The 18,407-nt window shown below is 68.5% G+C and carries 18 protein-coding genes; 10 read left to right on the top strand and 8 right to left on the bottom strand.

The window, feature by feature from the left end:
- The first annotated feature begins 2 nt into the window (after positions 1–2).
- From sdhA to KV397_RS05220, 4 genes are all read left to right on the top strand, one after another.
- Positions 3–1,829 (top strand): succinate dehydrogenase flavoprotein subunit, encoded by a 1,827-nt coding sequence (sdhA, locus tag KV397_RS05235; RefSeq protein WP_047523607.1) that lies wholly within the window; start codon positions 3–5, stop codon positions 1,827–1,829.
- A gap of 2 nt (positions 1,830–1,831) precedes the next feature.
- Positions 1,832–2,599 carry a succinate dehydrogenase iron-sulfur subunit gene (locus KV397_RS05230; RefSeq protein WP_047523608.1) on the top strand — a complete coding sequence of 256 codons (768 nt, stop codon included), beginning with the start codon at positions 1,832–1,834 and terminating at the stop codon, positions 2,597–2,599.
- A gap of 106 nt (positions 2,600–2,705) precedes the next feature.
- Positions 2,706–3,920, top strand: a complete 1,215-nt coding sequence (locus tag KV397_RS05225) for a YihY/virulence factor BrkB family protein (RefSeq protein WP_131492694.1) — start codon at positions 2,706–2,708, stop codon at positions 3,918–3,920.
- Between the two features lie 9 nt (positions 3,921–3,929).
- Positions 3,930–4,769, top strand: coding sequence for an exodeoxyribonuclease III (locus tag KV397_RS05220; RefSeq protein ID WP_261812330.1), 840 nt, complete (start codon positions 3,930–3,932; stop codon positions 4,767–4,769).
- Here the strand turns inward: KV397_RS05220 and KV397_RS05215 are convergent.
- Positions 4,763–5,464, bottom strand: coding sequence for a DUF4166 domain-containing protein (locus KV397_RS05215; RefSeq protein ID WP_261812329.1), 702 nt, complete (start codon positions 5,462–5,464; stop codon positions 4,763–4,765). The genes KV397_RS05220 and KV397_RS05215 overlap by 7 nt on opposite strands.
- Before the next feature lie 45 nt (positions 5,465–5,509).
- Between KV397_RS05215 and trpS the strand changes: the two genes are divergently transcribed.
- The gene (trpS, locus tag KV397_RS05210) at positions 5,510–6,514 is read left to right on the top strand and encodes a tryptophan--tRNA ligase (RefSeq protein WP_081997047.1); all 1,005 of its coding nucleotides are present in this window, start codon (positions 5,510–5,512) and stop codon (positions 6,512–6,514) included.
- A 20-nt stretch (positions 6,515–6,534) separates the two neighbouring features.
- Positions 6,535–7,119: a hypothetical protein gene (locus KV397_RS05205; RefSeq protein WP_205802336.1), complete on the top strand. Its 585-nt coding sequence runs from the start codon at positions 6,535–6,537 to the stop codon at positions 7,117–7,119.
- A 27-nt stretch (positions 7,120–7,146) separates the two neighbouring features.
- Here the strand turns inward: KV397_RS05205 and pth are convergent, their stop codons facing one another.
- The gene (gene pth, locus KV397_RS05200; protein ID WP_131492699.1) at positions 7,147–7,728 is read right to left on the bottom strand and encodes an aminoacyl-tRNA hydrolase; all 582 of its coding nucleotides are present in this window, start codon (positions 7,726–7,728) and stop codon (positions 7,147–7,149) included.
- 99 nt (positions 7,729–7,827) lie between these two features.
- Complete coding sequence (locus KV397_RS05195) at positions 7,828–8,436, bottom strand: 50S ribosomal protein L25/general stress protein Ctc (protein WP_131492701.1); 609 nt, start codon at positions 8,434–8,436, stop codon at positions 7,828–7,830.
- A 221-nt stretch (positions 8,437–8,657) separates the two neighbouring features.
- Here KV397_RS05195 and KV397_RS05190 point away from each other — a divergent pair, with 221 nt between their 5' ends.
- Positions 8,658–8,783 carry a hypothetical protein gene (locus KV397_RS05190; RefSeq protein WP_256534750.1) on the top strand — a complete coding sequence of 42 codons (126 nt, stop codon included), beginning with the start codon at positions 8,658–8,660 and terminating at the stop codon, positions 8,781–8,783.
- Here KV397_RS05190 and KV397_RS05185 read toward each other — a convergent pair.
- Together KV397_RS05185 and KV397_RS05180 are read right to left on the bottom strand one after the other, a co-directional pair.
- Positions 8,768–9,298 carry a gluconokinase gene (locus KV397_RS05185; RefSeq protein ID WP_153244503.1) on the bottom strand — a complete coding sequence of 177 codons (531 nt, stop codon included), beginning with the start codon at positions 9,296–9,298 and terminating at the stop codon, positions 8,768–8,770. The two genes, KV397_RS05190 and KV397_RS05185, sit on opposite strands and share 16 nt — an antisense overlap.
- Positions 9,295–10,353: a D-2-hydroxyacid dehydrogenase gene (locus tag KV397_RS05180; protein WP_261812328.1), complete on the bottom strand. Its 1,059-nt coding sequence runs from the start codon at positions 10,351–10,353 to the stop codon at positions 9,295–9,297. Before KV397_RS05180 ends, KV397_RS05185 begins: the two co-directional genes overlap by 4 nt.
- Positions 10,354–10,519: 166 nt before the next feature.
- Here KV397_RS05180 and gndA point away from each other — a divergent pair, with 166 nt between their 5' ends.
- On the top strand, positions 10,520–11,974 hold the full coding sequence (gene gndA, locus KV397_RS05175) for an NADP-dependent phosphogluconate dehydrogenase (RefSeq protein WP_261812327.1): 1,455 nt from the start codon (positions 10,520–10,522) through the stop codon (positions 11,972–11,974).
- 50 nt (positions 11,975–12,024) lie between these two features.
- Here gndA and KV397_RS05170 read toward each other — a convergent pair whose 3' ends face one another.
- On the bottom strand, positions 12,025–13,275 hold the full coding sequence (locus tag KV397_RS05170) for an FAD-binding oxidoreductase (protein ID WP_261812326.1): 1,251 nt from the start codon (positions 13,273–13,275) through the stop codon (positions 12,025–12,027).
- A 102-nt stretch (positions 13,276–13,377) separates the two neighbouring features.
- Here KV397_RS05170 and KV397_RS05165 point away from each other — a divergent pair, with 102 nt between their 5' ends.
- Positions 13,378–14,106 carry a response regulator transcription factor gene (locus KV397_RS05165; protein WP_047523621.1) on the top strand — a complete coding sequence of 243 codons (729 nt, stop codon included), beginning with the start codon at positions 13,378–13,380 and terminating at the stop codon, positions 14,104–14,106.
- Positions 14,107–14,132: 26 nt separating this feature from the next.
- Complete coding sequence (locus tag KV397_RS05160) at positions 14,133–15,623, top strand: sensor histidine kinase (RefSeq protein ID WP_261812325.1); 1,491 nt, start codon at positions 14,133–14,135, stop codon at positions 15,621–15,623.
- A gap of 144 nt (positions 15,624–15,767) precedes the next feature.
- On the opposite strand, the gene KV397_RS05155 is transcribed toward KV397_RS05160, so the two are convergent.
- Together KV397_RS05155 and KV397_RS05150 are read right to left on the bottom strand one after the other, a co-directional pair.
- Positions 15,768–16,601, bottom strand: a complete 834-nt coding sequence (locus KV397_RS05155; protein ID WP_261812324.1) for a DUF559 domain-containing protein — start codon at positions 16,599–16,601, stop codon at positions 15,768–15,770.
- Positions 16,602–16,819: 218 nt separating this feature from the next.
- Positions 16,820–18,394 (bottom strand): FAD-dependent oxidoreductase, encoded by a 1,575-nt coding sequence (locus KV397_RS05150; protein ID WP_261812323.1) that lies wholly within the window; start codon positions 18,392–18,394, stop codon positions 16,820–16,822.
- Positions 18,395–18,407: the final 13 nt, after the last annotated feature.

Raw genomic sequence — 18,407 nt, 5'->3', positions numbered from 1 at the left:
AAGTGACTACCGAGACGCAGGATTCCGTCGTCCGTGACGGCGTGCACTACCACCAGTTCGACATCGTGATCGTCGGCGCCGGCGGCGCCGGGATGCGTGCGGCCATCGAGGCCGGACCCGGCGCGAAGACCGCGGTGATCTCCAAGCTGTACCCCACGCGTTCGCACACCGGTGCGGCGCAGGGCGGTATGGCCGCGGCGCTCGCCAACGTCGAAGAGGACTCCTGGGAGTGGCACACCTTCGACACCGTCAAGGGCGGCGACTACCTCGTCGACCAGGATGCCGCGGAGATCCTCGCGAAGGAGGCCATCGACGCGGTCATCGACCTCGAGAACATGGGTCTCCCCTTCAACCGCACGCCCGAGGGCAAGATCGACCAGCGACGCTTCGGCGGACACACGGCCGAGCACGGCAAGACCCCGGTCCGCCGCGCCTGCTACGCCGCAGACCGCACGGGCCACATGATCCTGCAGACGCTGTTCCAGAACTGCGTCAAGCTCGGCATCAACTTCTTCAACGAGTTCTATGTCCTCGACCTGCTGACGGTGAAGGACGCCGACGGGAACACCCAGGTCGCGGGAGTCGTCTCCTACGACCTCGCGACCGGCGAACTGCACGTGTTCCAGGCCAAGGCCGTCATCTTCGCGACCGGAGGGTTCGGCAAGATCTTCAAGACGACGTCCAACGCGCACACCCTCACGGGCGACGGCGTCGGCATCGTCTGGCGCAAGGGCCTCCCCCTCGAGGACCTCGAGTTCTTCCAGTTCCACCCGACCGGTCTCGCCGGCCTCGGCATCCTCCTCACCGAGGGCGCACGAGGAGAGGGCGCGATCCTGCGCAACGCCTCGGGCGAGCGCTTCATGGAGCGCTACGCCCCCACCATCAAGGACCTCGCTCCTCGTGACATCGTCGCGCGCTGCATGGTGCAGGAGGTCCTCGACGGCCGTGGCGCCGGCCCCCACAAGGACTACGTGCTGCTCGACTGCACGCACCTGGGCGCCGAGGTCCTCGAGACCAAGCTGCCCGACATCACCGAGTTCGCGCGCACCTATCTGGGCGTCGACCCGGTCGTCGAGCCCGTGCCCGTCATGCCGACCGCGCACTACGCCATGGGCGGCATCCCGACGAACAACGACGGCGAGGTCCTCGCGGACAACACCACCGTCGTCCCCGGTCTCTACGCGGCCGGCGAATGCGCGTGCGTCTCGGTGCACGGCGCCAACCGCCTCGGCACCAACTCGCTGCTCGACATCAACGTGTTCGGCAAGCGTGCGGGTCGCAACGCGGTCGAGTACGTCAAGACCGCCGAGTTCGTGCCGCTCCCCGAGAACCCCGCGGGATTCGTCTCGGGCATGCTCGAGGATCTGCGCAACAACCAGGGCACCGAGCGCATCGCCGTGCTCCGCAAGACGCTCCAGGACGAGATGGACAAGGGCGCGCAGGTCTTCCGCACGCACGAGTCCCTCCAGCACGTGCTCGGCGTCATCGCCGAGCTGCGCGAGCGGTACAAGAACGTGCACGTCGACGACAAGGGCAAGCGCTTCAACACCGACCTCCTCGAGGCCGTGGAGCTCGGCTTCCTGCTCGACATCGCCGAGGTCGTCGTCTACGCCGCGCAGAACCGCGAGGAGAGCCGCGGCGGCCACATGCGCGACGACTTCCCGAAGCGCAACGACGACAAGTACATGAAGCACACCATGGCGTACCTGACCGGCGACCCGCACTCCTCCACGCCGAGCGATCACATCAAGCTCGACTGGAAGCCGGTGGTGTTCACGAAGAACGAGCAGGGCGAGTTCAACTACCCGCCGATGGAGAGGAAGTACTGAGCATGTCGACTGCCATCGCAGAAGCACCTGCCGACACGACCGAAGAGACGGCCATCCAGTCCTTCATCGTCACCTTCAACATCCGCAGGTTCGACCCTGAGGTCGACGCCGAGCCGCACTGGGTCGACTACGACGTGGAGCTGTACTCCACCGACCGCGTGCTCGACGCCCTGCACAAGATCAAGTGGGAGGTCGACGGTTCGCTGACCTTCCGCCGCTCCTGCGCGCACGGCATCTGCGGCTCCGACGCCATGCGCATCAACGGCCGCAACCGCCTCGCCTGCAAGACGCTGATCAAGGACCTCGACATCTCGAAGCCGATCTACGTCGAGGCCATCAAGGGTCTGCCGCTGGAGAAGGACCTCGTCGTCGACATGGAGCCGTTCTTCGCGTCGTACCGCGAGGTCCAGCCGTTCCTGGTCGCCAGCTCGGTGCCGGAGAAGGGCAAGGAGCGCGTCCAGTCCATCGCCGATCGCGAGATCTTCGACGACACCACCAAGTGCATCCTGTGCGCCGCGTGCACCTCGTCGTGCCCCGTGTTCTGGACCGACGGGCAGTACTTCGGCCCCGCAGCGATCGTGAACGCCCACCGGTTCATCTTCGACTCGCGCGATGACAACGCCGCTGTGCGCCTCGACATCCTCAACGACAAGGAGGGCGTCTGGCGCTGCCGCACGACCTTCAACTGCTCCGAGGCGTGCCCCCGCGGCATCGAGGTCACCAAGGCGATCGCCGAGGTCAAGCAGGCGATCCTCCGCGGGCAGCCCTGACGCGCTGATTCAGACTCCTTCGAGAACAGGCGGTTCCCTTCCGGGGACTGCCTGTTCTCGCGTCAGCGCCTCTCTCCCGCCCCACACGCTTGGATAGGGTGGGGATGTGTCTGAACCCGTTGACGCCGCGTCCGAGCCCGGTCGCCTCGATGCGGCCGTCGAACGCGCCACTGCGCTGACCCAGCGCACGCTCGCGCTCTTCCCCGTGCGGGTCTGGCGCCACTTCCTGCAGCACAACGGCTTCCTCCTCGCGGCGGGCGTGAGCTACCAGGCGCTGTTCGCCATCTTCGCGGCGATCTATCTCGCCTTCGCGATCGCCGGCCTCTGGCTCGGCGGCAGCGAGGACGCGGTCAACGGCCTGATCGCCATGATCAACAGCTACATCCCGAACCTGATCCTCCCCGAGGGACAGGGCGGTGTCGTCACCCCCGAGCAGGTGCAGGAGATCGCGGCGAGCACCACCGGAGTGCTGAGCATCACGGGTCTGATCGCCCTCGGCACCGTGATCTGGACGGCGATCGGCTGGGTGACCTTCTCCCGCCGCGCGACCAGGGACATCTTCGGGCTACCACCGGACCGCCGCAGCTACGTGATCCTGAAGGCGCGCGACCTGCTGGCTGCGCTGATCTTCGGCATCTCCCTGATCGTCGGCTCGCTCCTCAGCTCGGCCAGCGCCGCGGTGCTGAGCTGGCTGCTCAGCCTCCTCGGCTGGGACTCCGGATCGGACGGCCTCAACCTCGGCATCCGCATCGGCACGGTCATCGTGTCCTTCGCGCTCATGTCATCCGCGCTGGCGGCGATGGTGCGTTTCCTGACCGGAACGTCGCTGCGCTGGCGCACGATCTGGCCGGGGGCTCTCCTCGGCGGTGGCGCGATGACCATCCTCCAGTACGGGGCGGGATTCCTGCTGAGCTACACGCCCTCCAATCCGCTGCTGGCCACGTTCGCCATCTTCATCGGTCTGCTGCTGTGGTTCCGCGTGAACGGGGTCGTCATGCTGGTGGCCTCCTCCTGGATCGCGGTCTCCGCGCAGGACCACGATCTCCCCCTCCTGCAGGAGACCGAGGCCGAACGTCGGATCGCGGAGTATCAGACCCTGCTGACGGCGGCGCGCATCCGGGTGCGGGAAGCGCACGCGGCCCGCACCCAGGCGCCCTGGTACCGCGCCTGGGTGGCGAATCGGGCCGTGCGCGACGCCGAGGAGGAACTCGCCGACCTCGAAGCGTCCCCTCCCCCACCCGCGGCAGCGACGACGCCGCTCGCGCAGCGTCTGCTGGCGGAGCTGAACCGGTCGGGAAGGGATGTCGGCGGCTCTCGTTAGGCTGGGAGCATGCCTCATCTGCGTATCGCCACGGTCAATGTCAACGGGATCCGAGCGGCGGCTCGCAACGGGATGAGCGGGTGGCTGGACGACGCCGGTGTCGACATCCTCACGCTCCAGGAGGTCCGCGGACAAGACGAGCACATCGAAGCCGCTCTCCCCGGCTGGTCGTTCGTGCACGACGAGGCGACGGCGAAGGGCCGTGCCGGGGTCGCGATCGCGAGCCGCGTTCCGGCTGTGGCTTCGCGCACCGCGTTCGGCCCGGAGGATTTCGACTCCAAGGGCCGCTGGATCGAAGCCGACTTCCTGATCGGCGACCGTCCGCTCACGGTGGTCAGCGCGTACGTCCATTCGGGCGAGGCCGACACCCCCAAGCAGGAGGAGAAGTGGAAGTTCCTCGATGCCTTCGGCACCCGGCTCGGTGAGCTCGGCACCGACGGAGCACTCGCGCTCGTGACGGGAGACCTCAACGTCGGACACCGTGAGCTCGACATCAAGAACTGGCGCGGCAACCGCAAGAAGGCCGGATTCCTCCCCCGGGAGCGCGCCTACTTCGACCGATTCCTCGGTGAGGCGGGAACCGAGGTCACCGGCGTCGACGGCACCGTGGGCCCGGGTCTCGGCTGGGTCGACGTCGGACGGAAGTTCCACGGCGAGGTCGACGGCCCGTACACCTGGTGGTCCATGCGCGGACAGGCGTTCGACAACGACTCCGGGTGGCGCATCGACTACCACCTGGCGACGCCGGCGCTCGCGGAGCGGGTCGAGACCTACCACGTCGCGCGCGCCGCAGCCTACGACCAGCGGTGGAGCGACCACGCGCCCGTCGTGGTCGACTACCGCTACTGATCCGAGCCTGACGCGGTACCGCCTGCGTAGCGGTACCACCCGTGATACTCCAGGACCGTGCCGAGAACGGGGCTCGTCGCGCGCATGTCGATCGTGCGTCGACGGTGAGCCTCGTCCCACCCGTCGACGAGTTCGACATCGATCCGCAGGATTCCGCGAAGTGCGATCCGGTGTCCTCCCACCCGTAGTGCGACGGCGCGCGTGTTCATGCGCAGTGCGCCGTCGCCCGTGACCGAGCACTGCTCGAGCATCTGCACGCGGCCGCGGGCCCCCAAGGCGTTCTGCACGATGCCGGGACGCCCGGTCGCGAAGAGCCGATCCACGACGTGCTGTGTCGCGCCGGGGAAACGGAACTCGCGGACGGTGTCGAGCGTTGCGCGTCCGCCGTGCGACCGCCCTGACACCGTCTCGATGCGGAACGGCACGTCGCGGGCGAACCGTGTCACGAGCAACCCCGGCCCGACCACCGGCGAGGCGAGACCGGCAAGGCGTCCGAACCTGCTCCCCGCGACCTCGAACAGGCCCTCCGCGCTGTCGTGAGCCGCTTCGACCCTCATCTGCGCGAGGAGCTCGGGATGGAGCCGCTGCGCGTCCTCCCCCAACGCCTCGAGAAACGCCGCGCCTCGCGCATTCGCCGCCGCGAAAGGCGCGACACTTCTTCCTGTCGACCGCGCGGGAGGAGAAGGGGAGGCCATGCGGCCATCGTAGGCGCAGGGCGCGCACCCCATAGGATTGATCCTGTGACGAAACCTCGCCTTTACTCCGGAATGCAGCCCTCCGCCGACTCCCTCCAGATCGGCAACTACATCGGCGCGCTGCTCCAGTGGCGAGATCTGCAGAACTCCTACGACGCCTACTTCTCGGTGGTCGACCTGCACGCCCTCACGGTCGCCCAGGACCCGGCCGAGCTCCGCGAGAAGACGCGCCGCACGGCTGCACAGTACATCGCGGCAGGCATCGAGCCCTCGCTGTCCACCCTGTATGTGCAGTCGCACGTGCGCGCCCACGCCGAGCTCGCCTGGATCCTCAGCACGATCACCGGTTTCGGCGAGGCCGGCCGGATGACCCAGTTCAAGGACAAGTCGACCCGCTACGGCGCCGATGCGACGAGCGTCGGGCTCTTCACGTACCCGGTGCTGATGGCAGCCGACATCCTGCTCTACCAGACCGACGTCGTTCCGGTCGGCGACGACCAGAAGCAGCACGTCGAGCTCACGCGCGATCTGGCCGAGCGCTTCAACTCCCGCTTCGGCGCGACGTTCACGGTGCCGATGCCGGTCATCCAGAAGGAGACGGCCCGCATCTACGATCTGCAGAATCCGACGGCGAAGATGTCGAAGTCGGCGGAGAGCGATGCCGGTGTGCTGTGGATGCTCGACGACCCCGCGAAATCGGCGAAGAAGATCATGCGTGCGGTCACCGACAACGAGGGCTCCGTGCGCTTCGACCGGGAGAACAAGCCGGGCGTCTCGAACCTGCTCACGATCTATGCCGCACTCAGCGGGCGTCAGGTCGCATCGATCGAAGACGAGTACGCCGGTCGCGGCTACGGAGACTTCAAGAAGGGCCTCGCCGACGTCGTCGTCGAGGAGTTCGAGCCGGTGCGCGCGCGGGCCCTCGAACTGCTCGACGATCCGGCGGAACTCGACCGCATCCTGGCGGAGAACGCCAGCCGCGCCGATGCCGTCGCCGATGCCACCCTGTCGGACGTCTATGACCGCGTGGGGCTGCTCCGTCGGGTCTGAGCCGCGCCTAGGATGGGGTCGTGACTGATCCACAGCTGCCACCTCCGGTACCGCCCGCGTACCCGGCTCCCGCCGCGTCCCCGGCACCGTCCGCATATCCGGCGCCTTCCGGGTATCCGGCGCCTTCCGGGTATCCGGCAGCGCCTCCTGGGGCCTACCAGGTGCCCGTCGGAGGCTATGCCGCACCCGCGGGGACGTACGCCGTCCCCGCGACCGCGCCGCGCCCGTCCGCCGTCCTCGGCGTCGTCGCCCTGGTCCTCTCGCTCGTCGCCGCGGTCGTGCCCGCGATCCTGGTGGGGATCAGCGCCTTCGAGATCGGACGCGTCCTTCCGCAAGGCGTCACGACCACGACGTCCGACGATCTCAGCCTGCTGTCCCCCGCCCGGGATCAGGTGCTGTGGGCCGAGCTGTCCTTCTGGCTCGGAACGATCCTGGGCATCGCCGCGATCGTGCTCGGCATCATCGCGATCGCCAAGAAGAAGGGCAGGGGCGCCGGAATCGCGGCCCTCGTGGTCGCCGTGGTGGGCGTGGTCCTGTTCTTCATCGTGCTGGTCACGGCCCTCGCGGCCGGGAGCGCTGCAGGCTTCACCACGTATACGTCCTGACCCGGACCTCCGCGCGGTCTGAACGTGTCAGCGCGGCGCGTGGTGCTTCTGCTGCGCCGCGAGCAGACCTTCGCCCACGAGCAGTTCGACCGCGTCAGCGGCGTCCGCGATGAGGATCGGCAGGTTCGGCCGCTCGTCCTTCCCGAACGGCGCCAGCACCCAGTCCGCGGGATCCTGACGCCCGACCGGGCGCCCGATGCCCACTCGCACGCGCGGGAAGTCGGCGGTGCCCAGAGCGCGCGCCACATCGCGAACGCCGTTGTGTCCGCCATGCCCGCCCCCGGTCTTGAGCTTCACCGTGTCGAAGGGGATGTCGAGTTCATCGTGCACCACGACGACCTGCTCGGGGGGAACGGAGTAGAACCGCACCAACGCGGCCACCGGCGTGCCCGAGACGTTCATGAAGGTGTTCGGCTTGGCGAGCACCAGCTTGTCCGCACCGGGGCGCAGCCAGGTCTCGACGACCCGCGCTCCGCCCTTGTGCTCGCGGAAGGTCTCGCCGCGCCGCGCCGCGAGCTCGTCCACGACCATCTGGCCGATGTTGTGCCGGGTCGTCTCGTATCGCGGCCCGGGATTGCCGAGTCCGACCACGAGCCAGGTGGATGCCATGTCCTCGTCCTCTCGATACCCGGGTGCGGGCCCCGGGTCAGGATACGACAGAGGGGACGCGATCGGATCGCGTCCCCTCTGTGATGAATCAGTCGGAGATCACTCCGCGGCGGCCTCTTCGGTCTCCTCGGCAGCGTCGGTCTCCTCCGCGGACTCGTCCTCGGACGGAGCCGCGGGAACGGAGACGGCGACCACGAGGACCTCGGGGTCGGAGAGCAGCGTGGAGCCCTTGGGAAGCTTCACGTCGGCGGCGGTGATGTGCGCGCCCTCTTCCAGGCCCTCGACCGAGACCTCGATGTTCTGCGGGATGTGCGTGGCCTCGGCCTCGATCGACAGCGTGGTCGCGTCGAGGTTGACGATGGTGCCGGCAGCCGACTCACCCGTGACGATGATCGGAACGTCGATCGCGACCTTCTCGCCCTTCTTCACGACGAGCAGGTCGATGTGCTCGATGATCTGGTGCACCGGGTCGCGCTGGACGTCCTTGACCAAGGTGAGCTGGCTCTTGCCCTCGATGTCGAGCTCCAGCAGCGCGTTGGCGCGACGGATGATGAGCGAGACCTGGTGGCCGGGAAGGGCGACGTGCACGGGCTCGGTGCCGTGACCGTAGATGACGGCGGGGATCTTGCCGGCGGCGCGGAGGCGGCGGGCGAAGCCCTTGCCGAAGCTCTCGCGGAGCTCGGCCTGGACCTTGGTGTCTTCAGACATGGGGTTCTCCTTCGGGACACGCAGCGAAGGCGCCGCGCGGTGGTCTTGGATATTCGAACTCGCTGACGCAGGAGGAAAGCCACCGGGCTTGCTTCGCCGCGTCGATAACGGATGATCGCGCACGCGCAGAAGCATCCCTCGCCGAGGTACAGCCTCAATGGTACCGGATGACCCGATAGGCTGAGGACACCGGTCCTTTTCTGCAGAACACGGAGAACCCCATGCTCGACGGCGCCTTCCTTTCGCACGCACTCCTCTGGCTGATCGGCGCCATGACCGTGTGCGCCGTCGTGGGCAGCTTCGGCGCCCTCTTCGCCATGGGACGTTCGAGCTACCGCAAGGACTGATCGCGGGGCGCAGGCCCTTCTTCCCTCTGCACGGCTGCGGCGATGGCGGCGGAAGCCGTACGCACATCCGCAGACTCATCGACGCGGATGCCACCCTCATCGGCTTCAAGGGATTCGAGCGCCTCGAGCTGGGAGTCCAGGAGCGCCGCGGGCATGAAGTGGTCGGTACGCAGGCGCATGCGCTCCTCGAGCACCGCGCGTGCGATCGTGAGCTCCGCGAAGAAAGCATCGGGCGCCTCGTCTCTGATGAGGTCTCGATAGGTGCGCCGGAGGGCCGAGCACGCGACGACGATCCGCTCCTCGCCACGCAGTGTCTCGCCGACGAGGCGAAGCCACGGCAGACGGTCATTGTCATCCAGCGCGATTCCCGCCGCCATCTTGCGGACGTTCGCCTCCGGATGCAGATCGTCGCCATCGACGAACCGTGCGCCGACCGTCTGAGCGAGGAACGCGCCCACCGTCGACTTCCCCGAGCCACTGGGGCCCATCACGACGATGCGCAGGCTCCCGCTCAATAGAACTCCTCCGTGTCGACCACCGACCTCAGCGGTCGGCCGTCGAGCAGGCGCCCGGCGTTCTCCGCGAAGCGTCGCGCGATCCGCTCCTCTTCTTTCGCGCTGAGGGCCGCGGTGTGCGGGCTCACGAGCACGTTCGGGTGCGTCCACAGCGCAGACGTCTGGTCCAGCGGCTCCTGCTCGAAGACGTCGAGGGCGGCGAAGGCGATGCGACCGTCGTCGAGGGCTCCGAGCAGTGCGTCCTCGTCGATGACGGAGCCGCGCCCGACGTTGGCGATGATCGCCCCCGGCTTCACGGAGGTGATCACCTCGGCACCGATCAGATGGTGGGTCTGAGCGGTTCCCGGGAGCGTGACGACGATCGCGTCCACCTGGGCCACCGCTTCGGTCAGTTCCTCCATCCGCACCAGGCGATCCACGCCCGCCACCGGCTCACCGGACCGTGTCGTCCCCCAGACCCGCGCGCCGAGCCCGTGGAAGCGCCGCGCGCACTCCGCACCGATGCCGCCGAGCCCGACCACCAGCACGATCATCTCGTCGAGCTGACGCATCTCCCAGCGGTCCGGCCAGGTGCGCGTCCCCTGATCGGCGAGAAGTCGCGGAAGGTTCTTCGCTCCGGCCATCACGCCGAACACCGCGAACTCCGCGAGCGGGCCACCGTGCACGCCGGCGCTCGTGGTGAAGACGACGCGATCGAGCGCGTCCCGGTCGAGACCGGCGGCCTTCACGGTGGCACCGCCGCCCGCGGCAGTCGTCATGACCCAGCGCAGGCGCGTGTTCGCCGTCACGGTCCTCGCCAGTGCCTCGGCGTCGACGTCGGGGATTCCGAAGAGCGCATCGGCGGAATCGACCAGCTCGTCGAACGCCTGCTGCTGGCTCGGCGTGCGCGTGTACTCCGGATCTCCGGACCAGTCGGCGGGACCGCGCATCGGCGGCAGGAGTGCGTGATCGCTGATCACTTCGACGCGGGGCTCGATCTCCTCGATCAGTCGGCACAGGTCCTCCGGCAGCGGCACCGCCACGACCGCGCGCAGCTCTTTCTCGATCCCCGTCACGCTGGTCCTTTCCTCGGCGGCGTCGGCGGCCAGTTGAGAGCCTCCCGCGCACGCACCACGATCTCGCCTCCAGCGTAGACGTCTCGCACCGTGACACAGGTGAGCGCAGAGCGCCCGTACAGCGATACGCTGAATCCACCCCTTCTTCACGATCGAGGAGCCTTCTGTGCCCGAAGCATCAGCGAACATCGGAGTCGTCGGACTCGCCGTCATGGGATCGAACCTCGCCCGCAACCTCGCCAGTCGCGAGGGCAACACCGTGGCGATCTTCAACCGCAGCTACGAGAAGACCCAGGCCCTCCTCGACGAGCACCCGGAGGCCGGCTTCGTCCCGGCCCGCACCTACCAGGAGTTCGCCGATTCACTGCAGAAGCCGCGCACCGCGATCATCATGGTCAAGGCCGGTGGCGCCACCGATGCCGTGATCGACGCACTGGTCGAGGTCTTCGAGCCCGGCGACATCATCGTCGACGGCGGCAACGCCTACTTCCCCGACACGATCCGCCGGGAGAAGGCGGTCCGCGAGACCGGCATCAACTTCGTCGGCGCCGGCATCTCCGGTGGCGAGGAAGGGGCACTCACCGGCCCCTCGATCATGCCCGGCGGCTCGGACGAGTCCTGGGTCACGCTCGGACCGATCCTGAAGTCGATCGCCGCGATCGCCGAGGGTGAGCCCTGCGTCACGCACATCGGACACGACGGTGCCGGCCACTTCGTCAAGATGGTGCACAACGGCATCGAGTACGCCGATATGCAGCTCATCGCCGAGGCCTACGACCTCATCCGTCGCGGCACCGGCAAGTCGCCCGCCGAGATCGCCGAGATCTTCGCGGAATGGAACAAGGGCGAGCTGGAGTCGTACCTGATCGAGATCACCGCCGAGGTGCTCCGTCAGGTCGACGCTTCCACCGGCAAGCCGCTCGTCGACGTGATCCTCGACCAGGCCGGGGCCAAGGGCACCGGAGCCTGGACCGTGCAGACCGCACTGTCGCTGGGCGTTCCCGTGTCGGGCATCGCCGAAGCGACGTTCGCCCGCTCTCTCTCCTCACACCCCGAGCAGCGCGCCGTCGCCGGTGGACTCCCCGGCCCCGACGAGGAGTTCACGGTCTCGGATGAGGACACCGAGCAGTTCATCGAAGACGTGCGCCTGGCGCTCTACGCGTCGAAGATCGTCGCCTACTCGCAGGGCTTCGACGAGATCCGCGCAGGTGCGGCCGAGTACGGCTGGAACATCGACCTCGGCGCGATCTCGAAGATCTGGCGTGGCGGCTGCATCATCCGCGCCCAGTTCCTCAACCGCATCGCCGATGCCTACGCCGCGACTCCCGATCTGCCGGTGCTGATGACCGCACCGTACTTCGCCGAGGCGCTCGCGCGCGGCCAGGCGTCATGGCGCCGTGTCGTCGTGACTGCGGCCCAGGCGGGCATCCCCGCACCGGCGTTCTCGTCGTCGCTGTCGTACTACGACGGCATCCGCGCCGACCGCCTCCCCGCGGCCCTCGTGCAGGGCCAGCGCGACTTCTTCGGCGCGCACACCTACAAGCGCATCGACAAGCCGGGCACCTTCCACACCCTGTGGTCGGGCGACCGCACGGAGATCGAAGCCGAAGACACGCACTGAGGCTCGCCGTCGAAGGGCCGGGTACCGCAAGGTATCCGGCCCTTCGTGCGTCACACCGTGATGTTGTGGTTGCGGTGGAACAGGTTCTGCGGGTCCCACGCGGCCTTCGTGGCCCGCAACCGCGAGAGGGCGTGTTCCGAGAACATGCCGGAGACGGCCTGCGGCCTCTCGGTGTCGGCGAAGTTGCCGTACTCGGCCAGACGCCCCCGCTCGATCACGCTCCAGTCCGCGTCGATCGCGGCACGGGTCTCGTCATCGATCAGGCCGGGGATGTCGAAAGCGCCGGCGAGGACGAACCAGTTCGCCGCGCGGGCGGGGAACGCCGTGTCTTCCTGCGCGACGTCGCGGATGGCCCCACCCAGGGACCGCAGGAACAGGACCGATGCCGGATACGAACGGCGGAAGGCCACCAGCTGCGCGATGAGCGCGTCGTCGAGTTCGGCGTAGAGACCGTTGCCCCCGATGAATCCGGGAGGCGAGGCGGGCTCCTCGCCCTCGGGGGCCGGCATCTCCAGCAGCACCTCCCGATATGCCGGCGTCGTGACTTCGGTCTGCACTCCGTCGAGGTCGGAGATCGGTTCCATCACGGCGCGCAGCCGGTCGGGCTCCGGCGCGGCCCACACCGCGCTCAGACGAGCACCCGCCGGCGCGCTCGGATCCATCGGCGGGACGTCCATATAGGTGACCGTGAGTTCTCGAGGCGCGTCACGGAGCAGGTCTCGGGTGGCCTTCAGCACGGCGGTCTCGTCGCCATCGATGCGACTCTCCGAGAAGGCGATGCCGGGCAGCGGGTGGGCTGCGAAATCGAAGCGGGTGACGACGCCGAAGTTCCCTCCGCCGCCGCGCAGAGCCCAGAACAGATCGGGGTGCGCATCCGCCGAAGCCTCGACGACCTCCCCCGTCGCCGTGACGACCTGAGCCCCGATGAGCTGATCGACCGCGAGGCCCCAGGCGCGCGCCATCCATCCGATGCCTCCGCCGAGCGTGAGTCCGCCGACTCCCACCGACGCGGTGTCGCCGGAGCTGAGGGCGAGACCGTGCGCGGCCAGCGCCGTCGCGACGTCACCCCAGACCGCGCCGCCACCGATGCGGACGGTGGAGCCGTCGACCTCGACCTGTGACAGTTCGCCGAGCTCGAGACGGACACCCGCGGCAGGGCCGTGCGACCACGGGCCGTGCCCGCCCGAGACGACGGTCAAAGGTACGGCCTCGCGGGACGCCAGGCGCACGACCTCGGCGACCTCGGTGACGGTACGGGGGCGGTGGACGGAAGGGACAGGAGCAACAGAGTCGTCGGCCATGCCGACACTGTAGTCAGCGCCGCCGACATCACATCTCCCGCTCTCAGGCAACACATAGCCCTCTCCATAGAAATCACATAGGAGATTCCGCAGAATAGGGATATGACCAGCGACCTGCCCGAACTGCGCCGTCCCGACGGCTCCCCCCTGCGGATCCTCGCCGTCGACGACGAGCAGATGCTCACCGACCTGCTCGCGATGGCCCTGCGGATGGAGGGGTGGGAGGTGCGCACCGCGTCCTCCGGCATGGAGGCGCTGCAGGTGGCCAGGGAGTTCGAGCCCGACGCGCTCGTGCTCGACATCATGATGCCGGATCTCGACGGCATGTCCGTGCTGAGACGGCTCCGCGAATCCGGGAACCTCGTCCCCGTCCTGTTCCTCACCGCGAAGGATGCCGTGGGCGACCGCGTCGCCGGGCTCACGGCGGGCGGCGACGACTACGTCACCAAACCGTTCAGCCTCGAGGAGGTCATCGCGCGTCTCCGCGCGATCATCCGCCGCACCGGTCACGCCACCGCCGATGACGGGCAGTCGATCCTGCGCGTCGCAGACCTCACCCTCAATGAGGACAGCCATGAGGTCGTCCGCGACGGCACCGAGATCGAGCTCACCGCGACCGAGTTCGAGCTGCTGCGGTACCTGATGCGCAACGAGCGCCGTGTGCTGTCGAAGGCCCAGATCCTCGACCGGGTCTGGAGCTACGACTTCGGGGGCAAATCCTCCGTGGTGGAGCTGTACATCTCGTACCTGCGCAAGAAGATCGACGCCGGACGCACGCCCCTGCTGCACACCGTCCGCGGCGTGGGGTACATGATCAAGGCTCCGCAGTGAGCTCTGCGGCGGTGCGGAGGAGGCCGATGAGCCTGCAGACGCGGCTGATGACGGCCGTGATCGGGTTCGTGTCGCTGATCCTCATCATCGTCGCCATCATCACGAGCGCGACCCTGGGGAAGACCATGGAGGATCAGCTCGATCAGAAGCTGAGCGCCTCCGCGGACCAGGTCGCGCGATGGGCGCACAATTTCTCCCCGAGCGACGCGACCGCGTCCAACATCCTGTCGGGGCAGAACGTGCCGCAGTCGGGGCTCCTGCTGGCCGTGGTCAGCCCCCTCACCGGCGCCTCCGGAGTCGTCGTGACGAACACTCCCGGCGACGAGTTCACGGGCACACTGCAGCCGCTCGACGCGACGCAGATAGCCGAGATCGCCGCGGCGCTGAACGGCACCTCCGTGGCCACGGTCTCGATCTCCGATCTCGGCTCCTACCGGATCATGGCGCTGAACACTGCGAGCGGCGTCGGCGTCGTCACGGGTCTCCCCCGCGACGAGATCCAGAATCAGCTCGCCCAGCTGCTCACCGTCATCGCCCTCGCGACGATCGGCGGTCTCATCCTGCTCGCGTTGACCACAGCGGTCACCATCCGCGTGGGACTGAGACCACTCCGTGCCGTCGCGATGACGGCGACCCGGGTCGCGAACCAGCAGCTCGATCGCGGTGAGGTGACCATCACGGAACGTGTTCCTTCATACGAGGCCGATCCGCGCACCGAGACCGGACTCGTCGGGGCATCGCTGAACAAGCTCCTCGATCACGTGAACAGCTCGCTCGCCTCGAGGCAGAAGAACGAAGAGCGGATGCGACGCTTCGTCGCCGACGCGAGTCATGAGCTGCGCACCCCGCTCGCCTCCATCCGTGGCTACTCGGAGCTGTCGCTGCGCGCGCTGCATCAGTCCGATCGGAGCGCTGAGCGCCCCGAGGTGATCGAGAGCACCACGACCTCCCTCGAGCGCATCCAGGCGCAGTCGCTGCGGATGACACGACTCGTCGAGGACCTGCTCCTGCTGGCGCGCCTCGATGAGGGACGCGAGCTCGTCTACAGCACGGTGGACCTCACGCAGCTGGCCCTCGAAGGCCTCTCCGATGCGCGTCCCACGGCCGTGGACCACCACTGGCAGATCGAGGTCCCCGAAGAGCCCGTCACCATCGTGGGCGACGCGGGGCGGATGCACCAGGTGGTCGCCAACCTCCTGGCGAATGCGCGCACGCATACCCCCGCAGGGACGACCGTCACGCTCAGCGTCATGCAGGACGGCGAGGACGCGGTGCTGCGGGTCCACGACGACGGCCCCGGCATCGACCCCGCCATCCGCGACGAGCTGTTCGCTCGCTTCGCCCGCGGTGACAGCTCACGAGCCCGTCAGACCGGCGGGACCGGGCTCGGCCTCGCGATCGTCAAGGCCATCGTCGAAGGGCACCACGGCACCATCGACGTCACCAGCGAACCGGGCGACACGACCTTCACGGTCCGCATCCCGGCCACGCCGGCGAGCGCGGCCTCCGAGGCCTGAGGCGCGTCGGACCGCGCGGCTCCCGTCCCGTCCCGTCCTGCCCTTGCGTTTGTCGGGAGATCGGACGGTTGCAGGTCGGGGCGGGCCCTTCCTCCCGACATCCGTCCGATCTCCCGACGAACGCGCAGAAGGATGGTCCGCAGGTCAGTCACGCCCCCGGATACGGAGGATGGCCGCGATCACCGCTGCTTCGACGGTCGGCCACGCGTGCACGATCTGCGCGTAGTCGAACCGCAGTGTCTCGTAGCCGAGGACCGAGGCGGCAGCATCCCTCACCAGATCCCGATGCCGGTGCCCGGGGGCCTCATGATTGCCCTTCCCATCCGCCTCGAGGATCAGAAGGCCGTCGAGGACGAAGTCGACCTTGCCGACGGTGGGGATGCGCACCTGGCACTCCAGCGTGATGCCGCTCAGATGCAGTCGGAGCCTCAGGAGCGACTCGAGGCCGCTGTCGGCGTCGGACCGCGCCAGATCGACGAGCCAGTGGGCGCGAGCGGGCAGGCGGCGGCGGATGCGTTGACGCGCGGCGGAAGAGATCTTGCGCTGCGTCAACGCGGACTCGAGCGCGGCGAAGAACACCTCATCGCCAGCGCAGCGGTACACGTGGATGAGCACCTCCTCCAACGGTGCGAGGCCGACTCCCGCCCGCCCGGCGTCGTAGTGCCCGACGCACTCGCAGTCCGCGTGATGAACACGCCCGTTCCCTCCGAGCCACACGTGCGGGGGACCGTCCGCGGACAGCACCCAGATGCCGTGCAACCGCAGGGCGTGCGTGCAGGTCAGCGCCCCGCCGTGAGCCGCGGCCTCCTGCATACTCAGGTCAGCGGTCGGCACGGCGAACACGCCCGGTCTCACCCGCACGAGTGCGCCCGCCCGCACCTCGTCGGCCCGCATCCGACGGGTGATCCCGTAGCGCTGAAGAAGGGTTCCTCGGACGACTCCGCCGTGCTGGGCGGTCACTGCTGCGGCTCTGAGCATTCGACGATCCTGCCTTCGCTGCGGTCGCCTCCGACGCCCGGAATGCCCGATTGTGGACACACGGCGACCACGTTCGCGTTCTGCAGGAAGACACGCCTCGCACGCCTGCCGGGAGGTTTCACGGACGTCGGGTCCAAACCGGGAGATCGCCCGACATCCGTTCAAACTCCCGACGGATGCACCACACGCGGGGGGCGGGCCGGGGCGGGGGCGGGGGGTCAGTAGCCCGCGAAGGCGTCGGTCGTGAGGCTGCGAGCCTTCTGCAACGCGGGGGCGAGGTCGGCGATCAGCCGCGGCGGGCCCGAGATGAAGGCGTGGCGCGTGCCGAGGTCGGCGACCGTGCGCTCCAGGATCTCCGCATCCAGGCGCGCTCCCTGCGCCCAGGCCCAATGCGCGGGCAGATCCGTGGGCTCGTCGCGGGTGAACACGACCGTGCGCACGCCGGTCGCGCCGAGCTCGTCGCGGAACGCGAGCTCGGAGGCCTGGGACGCCACGTAGACGAGCACCACATCGCGCTGCTGCCCCGTGGCCCGCAGCTGACGCAACTGCGACACGAACGGCGTCACCCCGATGCCCGCCGCCACCATCAGCACCGGACTGTCTCCGCGCGGCAGGATGAAGTCGCCCCAGGTGCCGGTGACCGCGAAAGTCGCTCCGGGCTCTGCCTCGGCCAAGGCGCGCTTGTAGCTCGAGGGATGCTTCTGGTCACCGTTCTTGTACGCGATGCGCAGCGTCGGCAGATCAGCCGGGGCGGACACGATGCTGAACTCCCGCCGGGTTCCACGGGCATCGGGACGGCGGTGCGGAACGTCGAGCTCGAGATACTGGCCGGGGAGGAAACGCACCCGCCCCTTCGCCCGGAAGGTGAGCTCCTGAGCGGTCGGGGTGACGAACGCACGACGCTCGAGCACCAGCCGCACCGAACCGCGGAGGGCGAAGACGAAGGCCACGAGGTTGCCGATGAGCAGCGCGCGCTCCTGCCCGAGGGTGAAGAGACCAGCCACCGAGATCGGCCAGCCGGCGAGCACTCCCACGACGACGGCCACGACGAGCTGCTGGCGACGCCGAGGCGGGAGGGTCAGCGGCTCGGAGAGCATGAAAGCTCCGAGGAACAGGAAGGGCGACTGCAGCACGGCGAACTGCAGTGCGGTCGACAGTTCGAATCCGATGTCGAACTGCGTGGCCTGCACCGCCTGGCGCACCACCGAGGTCGCCACCGCGACGAACAGGAAGACCAGCACCACACGCACCTTCTCGGTGCGCCACAGCACCGCGAGGCCCAGCACCGCCACGGGGATGGTCAGCACCGGCGTCCCCACCCACCACGACGAGGAGGTGCCCAACCACTCGAAGGCTCCGAAGGCTCCCAGGATCGAGACCACGGCCGCACCGAACGCAGCGGGGTTGAAGATGTGTCGGCCGCGCCACGCGATCAGGTACTTCGACACGCTCGCGACGGCTCCGGCGAGGGCGAGCCCCAGTAGAGCGCCGGGGGCGAGGCCGGGGCGGAGCACGAACAGCAGGATCAGGGCGGTGACGAGCGACGATTCGATACGCCACGGGAGGTGGAGGATGCGCTGAGCCACGGCGTCGACCGCGGAGATGACGACCGCCAGCACCAGGAAGGACGCCACCATCTCCCCCGGTGTCGGTGAGACGATGACCCCGAGCAGCGACAGCACGAAGGCCGTGACCGCGAGCGCGATGAGCGCGAAGAGCACGAGGCGGTACATCGACAGGGAACCCAGCACCGCGAGGACCCGTTGGCGTGCGGCGGCGAATGACGTGATCACGGTGTCCACTCTT

This window comes from Microbacterium aurugineum (genome assembly GCF_023101205.1).
Taxonomy (GTDB): Bacteria; Actinomycetota; Actinomycetes; order Actinomycetales; family Microbacteriaceae; genus Microbacterium; species Microbacterium aurugineum.
Note: the sequence above shows the minus strand (reverse complement) of the source record. Positions and strands in the feature narration are given on the sequence as shown.

Bases quoted from the DNA above. Each gene is read 5' to 3' on its own strand.
- KV397_RS05230 (WP_047523608.1), top strand. From the start codon at position 1,832: ATGTCGACTGCCATCGCAGAAGCACCTGCCGACACGACCGAAGAGACG.
- KV397_RS05220 (WP_261812330.1), top strand. From the start codon at position 3,930: ATGCCTCATCTGCGTATCGCCACGGTCAATGTCAACGGGATCCGAGCG.
- KV397_RS05215 (WP_261812329.1), bottom strand. From the start codon at position 5,464: ATGGCCTCCCCTTCTCCTCCCGCGCGGTCGACAGGAAGAAGTGTCGCG.
- pth (WP_131492699.1), bottom strand. From the start codon at position 7,728: ATGGCATCCACCTGGCTCGTGGTCGGACTCGGCAATCCCGGGCCGCGA.
- KV397_RS05195 (WP_131492701.1), bottom strand. From the start codon at position 8,436: ATGTCTGAAGACACCAAGGTCCAGGCCGAGCTCCGCGAGAGCTTCGGC.
- KV397_RS05190 (WP_256534750.1), top strand. From the start codon at position 8,658: ATGCTCGACGGCGCCTTCCTTTCGCACGCACTCCTCTGGCTGATCGGC.
- KV397_RS05170 (WP_261812326.1), bottom strand. From the start codon at position 13,275: ATGGCCGACGACTCTGTTGCTCCTGTCCCTTCCGTCCACCGCCCCCGT.
- KV397_RS05165 (WP_047523621.1), top strand. From the start codon at position 13,378: ATGACCAGCGACCTGCCCGAACTGCGCCGTCCCGACGGCTCCCCCCTG.
- KV397_RS05160 (WP_261812325.1), top strand. From the start codon at position 14,133: ATGAGCCTGCAGACGCGGCTGATGACGGCCGTGATCGGGTTCGTGTCG.
- KV397_RS05155 (WP_261812324.1), bottom strand. From the start codon at position 16,601: ATGCTCAGAGCCGCAGCAGTGACCGCCCAGCACGGCGGAGTCGTCCGA.